This window comes from Endozoicomonas sp. SESOKO4 (genome assembly GCF_024606275.1).
On sequence record NZ_JAHHPS010000380.1, the window covers coordinates 1 to 2,013 of the forward strand.

General features: G+C 42.6%; 2 protein-coding genes. Both read left to right on the top strand.

All coding sequences use genetic code 11. The features are described from left to right. On the top strand, window positions 1-693 hold a 693-nt coding region (locus tag KDK16_RS07555; protein WP_257275401.1), incomplete at its 5' end, for a hypothetical protein. Window positions 694-1,001: 308 nt separating this feature from the next. Further along, the gene (locus KDK16_RS07560; RefSeq protein WP_257275403.1) at window positions 1,002-2,006 is read left to right on the top strand and encodes a hypothetical protein; all 1,005 of its coding nucleotides are present in this window, start codon (window positions 1,002-1,004) and stop codon (window positions 2,004-2,006) included. The last annotated feature ends 7 nt before the right edge of the window (window positions 2,007-2,013 follow it).

Consider the following 2,013-nt stretch of genomic DNA (forward strand, 5'->3'; position numbering starts at 1 on the left):
CAACCTTTTGATTTTATTCGCGACGGAAGTTGTGATGTGAAATATTTTGTCTGTGATAATATCAACTTTCTGGCTTGTAAAAATGGTGAAGCTATCGGTAATTGCACAAATCCAAGATCGAATGAAATATGTCGAATTTCAAATCAGGATAATAGCAATGGTAATTTAAACTGCCCAAGCTGTGGAGTTGGGTGGAGTTTAAGTTCAATAGGTTATCCTGTACGCGACAATATTTTTAGGCAATTTTATGTTGAATCTTGCATTGAGCCCGTAAAAGATGGAAGCTGTCACCTTCCTGATTCGTTTAAATGCAAAGGTGTTTTATGGGATGTTTGTGTAAATGGGATTGGTCAGGGCAAATGCACCAATGATATGGAGAGTTGTGATATTATCATGTCGTCTGATTGCCCAGTCACAAAATCCAAGACTTGCGGGGCAATTAAATGTGATGGTTGTGAAGCAGGCTGGAATCTACCAGATCAACCGGCTCTTTATGATTTCCCACTAGGTTGTATGAATAAACCTTCTCCTTTTTCTCCTGGCAATGAAAAACTTATTATTCCTTTATCTGTGGCTGGAGGTGTTGTATTTGTTGGAATAGTCGCTGCCATTGTCGGGGTATCAGTTTACTTTTGTAAGTATCGTTATAGGCGACAAGGGTATCAGCACATTGATGGGCTGGTAACAAACTGAGACAGGCTGTATAGCTCGGATAGCAGGTGGTGTCTAAGCTCCAGCCCCCACACTAGACCGTCATGCGGGTCTGCAGCGTGCGGTTCAAAGAGGCTGGTGAAACCTGATCAATAAGTCTTTCAGATAAACAAGCCCAAGGCTTGTATGACAAGTGTCGTTTAGAGCCTATTACACTGAAAAAGTTTTGCTCTACCAGTAAAACTACTGGAAAAGAATTGGAAGAGACTGTTTTTCGGCCCTATACTCACGCCTTCAACACGCATCACGCCCATCACACCTTTCACACCCATCATCTAGTCAAGGTTTTAATGATGATCATCGATCCACACAAAATAATTGGCTTCAGTCTTCTATTTACGTCGCTTTCATGGGGTGCGGCTGTAAATACTAACTCCCTTCCTGTTGCGGAAGCACTTGTAGAATTTTTTCCTGAAACAGATTCTCCCCCTTGTCGTGGGGTGCTGGTTTCGAAAGATTTAATGGCTACTTCGCCAATATGCGTCCAAAAAGCAAGGGAACACTCAAATGATGGATTGATTGAAACTTTAACATTATCAGGTGAGTCTGTAGGATACATCGCTGAACACTCTGATAAGCCCCTTGAAAGCAATATGCTACTGAATATCAGCCTTGATAGTGAGACCTTCAGGCCGGGGAGTTATCCTGTCTTTAATGATGATTTATTACTTCCAGAGCAAGCATTTACGTACAATGTTAATGAAAAACAGCAGCTGGTTCAGCAGCCAGTCACTCTTGCTCTTGATGAAACTCGAAGTAAGTCGACATTTATTATTTCCTCAGAGTTCTCAATACCACAGGGTTCACCAGTCTTCGACCTCAAAAACCAGCTGGTTGGCCTGAGAGGTACGGGCAACCAATGCTTCTCTGTCAGCGAACTGCCAATTGCAAGATTCAGAAGAGATCTAAAAGATGACCCGTATGATCCATATGATGATTCAGATGACGAATTTGATCCACAAATAATATATATTGCTTTAGGAATCGCTGCTGCTGTTGGTGCAGTAGCCACAGCAATATTTTATCTTTCTACCTACCATAAAGCCCGTGCCGTAGGTATGCCTGCCGAGGTTTACTGGGCTGGTATTCTGAGCCAGAAACACTGTGGTTACTGCAGCTTCGATTCTGCATGTTATGGAGTTATTGGGATTTGCTGCTGCCCGTTCATCTTTTGGCCTCTATCTGCTTATCGTGCAGCGACAAACTGGATAGAAGATTATGGTGGCTTACGCGCAGATCAGGCCCCTATTATTCATCAGCCTCAACAATCAGCACCACCGCTCTATTCTCAGTAGTATTAAT

Bases quoted from the DNA above. Each gene is read 5' to 3' on its own strand.
- KDK16_RS07560 (WP_257275403.1), top strand. From the start codon at position 1,002: ATGATGATCATCGATCCACACAAAATAATTGGCTTCAGTCTTCTATTT.